At 58.5% G+C, this 3685-nt stretch carries 2 protein-coding genes and 1 pseudogene; 2 read left to right on the plus strand and 1 reads right to left on the minus strand.

Features of this window, described 5'->3' with window-relative positions; translation table 11 throughout:
• Window positions 1-70: 70 nt before the first annotated feature.
• Window positions 71-938: pseudogene (locus tag V8324_RS21295) on the plus strand (transposase); the annotation flags it as partial.
• Window positions 939-1157: 219 nt separating this feature from the next.
• Window positions 1158-1325, plus strand: a complete 168-nt coding sequence (locus V8324_RS21300) for a hypothetical protein (RefSeq protein ID WP_336421900.1) — start codon at window positions 1158-1160, stop codon at window positions 1323-1325.
• Window positions 1326-2049: 724 nt separating this feature from the next.
• Here the strand turns inward: V8324_RS21300 and V8324_RS21305 are convergent.
• Window positions 2050-2898, minus strand: a complete 849-nt coding sequence (locus tag V8324_RS21305) for a hypothetical protein (RefSeq protein ID WP_336421901.1) — start codon at window positions 2896-2898, stop codon at window positions 2050-2052.
• Window positions 2899-3685: the final 787 nt, after the last annotated feature.

The raw sequence follows: 3685 nt of genomic DNA on the forward strand, positions 1-3685 counted from the left end.
GTGCCGCCGTGAGGGGTGAGGAGGATCGGAAAACGATCCGGGGGATCGTTGTCCCGACGCACGCGAGCGCCTGTACGACACGTGGTCGAAGGAGTGTCTCGAGGCGGGCAGGCAGCGGCTGGCCGGCGATACCGTGCGTCAGGCGAGCGCGCCGGAGGTCAAGGAGCTGCGCTCGGAGACGACAGCGCTGAAGGAGGTCGTTGTCGATCTGACCCTGGAAAACCGTTCGTCGGGGAATTGATCCCTCCAACTTCATCGTGGAAGCATCAGCTTACGGGACCCTGAAGGCGGAGGATCTGATCACGGCACCGGCGCATGTCGTGATGAAGGCGGCCAATGAATTCAAGGACCAGACCACCCGGCCCGACGAACTCTGGCAGACGGACGTCACCGATCTCGAGGTCTTTGGGTGGGGCTGGGTCCACTTGTCGACGATCCTCGACGATCGCAGCCGCTACATCATCGCCTGGAAGCTCTGCACGACGATGAAGGCCGAGGATGTGACCTCCACGCTGGACCTGGCCCTGGACGTGTCGGGGTGCGACAGCGCCACCGTGGTCGCCAGACCAAGGTTGTCGAGCGATAACGGCTGGTCTTGCATCGCGGGCGATCTGGCCGATCATCTCGAGGACAAGGGCATGGATCATGTCCACGGGGCGCCGTACGACCCGCAGACCCAGGGCAAGATCGAACGGTGGCACCAGACCAGGAAGAACCGCGTATTGCTCGAGCATTACTTCCTGCGGGGGGATCTAGAACACTAGATCGGTGCCTTCGTCGAATACCACAACACCCGCCGGTACCACGAGAGCCTGGGCAACCTGACGCCTGCCGACGTCTACCTCGGCCGCGCTAAGCAGATCCTGAAACAGCGAGAGGAGACTAAACGCAAAACCATGCTCACCCGGCGCTTGCGCCACGAAACTGAAAACGCGTAACATCAACCCACGGTGAGCCAGAGGCTCCAAACGAAAGCTCGCTCTTCTGTTCCAAATTATCTGACGACGGACAGCGGTGAAACTAAGATAGCGGCGGATAGAAAGTCCAGCGTGGGAGGATCCTTTCACCCATGGGTGTCATGGCACGCATTGAACAGGTTGTTCGTCTTTCGGTTCCAAGGCTATGGTTCTGGTGCTGGCGGCAACATGACATTGAGAATGCGTATCAAGTCCGATGCTGTCAGGATCGGTCTGAAGATCCCCGCTCCCGGACATGGCGCGACGGTAACGGGCATGGTCTATGTGATTGACGGCGACAAGATTGCCATCGGCACCGCGCGCATCCGTCTAAATGGTATTTATGCGCTTGAAACTGGGCAGCGCTGAGAACTGCGCTAAGGCTCTTCTGGCGCTGCGACGAAGCCGCGAATGACGGCTTGCCTTCCATGACTGATGGGCAAAATATTTTCTGCGAGGTTGAGGACGTGGATACCTACGATAGCCTGGACTCCGTCTGTCATGCCATCGGCTTGAATGTTGGAGCAAGTGCTTGTTGAAGGTGGCCTTGCGTGGGCTTTGTTATCCTGAAGTGAGGATTCACCAGGCAGGCCGTTCATCCATCGCGCAGCATTTTCGAGGGTCGACGGTAGCAGTGCGGAAAATACGCCATCTGCACATCGCTCAACCAGAAACGATCAGACATGTCACTGCTTTGTTTTCCGGGGATGGATCACGATGTTGGGCTGAATTTAGTTGCTCCAGGATCTACGCCACCTTGCGGCGCCCTGTAAATCTCTCGGGCGCATAGACGTGCAAAACCGCCTCGGGGTTCACTTCGGCCAGGATGCAGACCTGCACAAAGTCGGGTGAGCCTATCCATGCCGCATCCTGTGGCGTGCGTGCCCTCGCAGCGTCATGCAGGCCAGCGACCAGGACCACGCGCCATAGATGCAGGGAAGGGCTCATGGCCATCTCAGGGCCTCCACAGGATCCGGGACCAGTGTTGGCGCCGCGCGGCGGCCAGAGGAACCCTCTTTGCCTTGAGGCCACACATGCAGCATCGGTCGCGGCACTGACTTAATCGTGTATGGTGCTCTGAATCCGACACTTTTCACGTTTCTCGTCGGCCCTCAAGCGTCCTTAGCTTGCGCGCAAGCGCAGCGGTCCTTCCGGCTTCTGTCTTTGGTGAGAAAATGGCATCGAAATCCCAACGGCCCAGCAGGACCGGGAGAACGTGCTGTACCTCGACACTGGTCGGCAGGTTATCCGGTACGGACGGCATCTCAGGGGGAGCCTGTCCAAGGGCACGGGCGGCAATGTCAGCATCATCGCGTATCCGGTCGATCTGTGAGGCAAGCTTGGTGCTGCCCGCCATCAAGCTCAAGTCGGTGACAAGCCGGCGAATACGTTCGGTTGCCTCGATCACGTCCTGAGCATGAGCAACGGCCTGCTGCGCCTCTCGTGGCGCGTGCCCCAAGATCTGCTCAAGACGTTCCCGCGTATCAGTGAGCTCAGCCTCATGCCGGACCTTGGCCCGCTCTTTCCGGTTGGCCTGCTCCGTTCGGATCGCTCGAGCCATCCATTGACTGCGCCAAACCGCGGTTTCGGCATTACGCATCCGGCGGGATAAAGCCGCACGTTCGAGCCATGCCTTTGGCGCGTACCCATCCTTGGTCGGCTTGGCGTCCCAGTGCTCAAGCTGTTTCGCGACAACGTCGAGGGAGGCTTGCAAGTGATCCGCAAGCTGATCGTCGCTTGCATCACCCACGTTGAGCGTTGCTTGGTCAGTCGCAGATGCCGCCAGTACCCTCATTGCCTGCACCAGCCTCATTGCCTGCACCAGATCGCCACCGCGCGCCGGGTCCTGACCTCGCCCGTCGCAGCTGCAAGCGCATTCCTGTGTACTCCATGGCGACATGTCGGCGTTTGTCCAAGCGCTTCTGTTCGTGTGGAATGGCATGCCTTGCTCCTTTCGTGAAGCTGCGAGGGGCCGGAACCGACGCCCCCTCCCATCAAAGTATTATCCACGCCAATCCACCCCTGCGGGATTTCGTGCTTAGCCATGATCACGGCTTGAAATCCACGATCACGGGTAAAACAAAAATCATCATTGACGTGCGTTAATCCCTCCCAAAGACAGATCGGCGCTGCCGCGCTCCAAGACCCTGCGCTTGGCGCGCGCACCGTCGCCCGTGTACTTTTCTTCTAAGCTTTTTGAGAAATACGGTGCGCCAGTCATCGAAATGCACCCCACCAAAAGAGACGTGTTCCGTGAGTGGGGATTTGCCGTCAGATTACCAAAGCTCGCAGCACTGACCGCCTCTCGGCTTGGAAAGAGCTGGGACATAACGCCCCTGCCTATGCATCGGCATCGACGCAAAGCCCCGCCTCTTGCGAAAAAAACCTGAGATATTTCAGCTACTTGAGCGATTCCTATTCGAGTCAAGATCGGGTGCCTATTCACAACCGACCGTGACCTGTCCATTGACAAGAGTTAATGAAACCCGCCTTGAGATTCCGCATGTTTTTAATCCAATTCTCCCGTTGCGGTTGGTGAACAAAGAAAGCAACATGCTGGTCAGGAAAATCATGTCTTGCCCGATTGTCAGCGCCACGATCACGACGACGATCATCGAGGCTTGTCTTAATGAGAACCCCAGTTCCCGTGCGATACGGGAGCTGCTTCCCGGCACCCCAAATATGCCGGGAAGCAGCGGGGGGCCGGACCGTTATGGAGGTGGTCGCAT

It is taken from the genome of Roseovarius sp. D22-M7, from assembly GCF_037083785.1.
Taxonomy (GTDB): domain Bacteria; phylum Pseudomonadota; class Alphaproteobacteria; order Rhodobacterales; family Rhodobacteraceae; genus Roseovarius.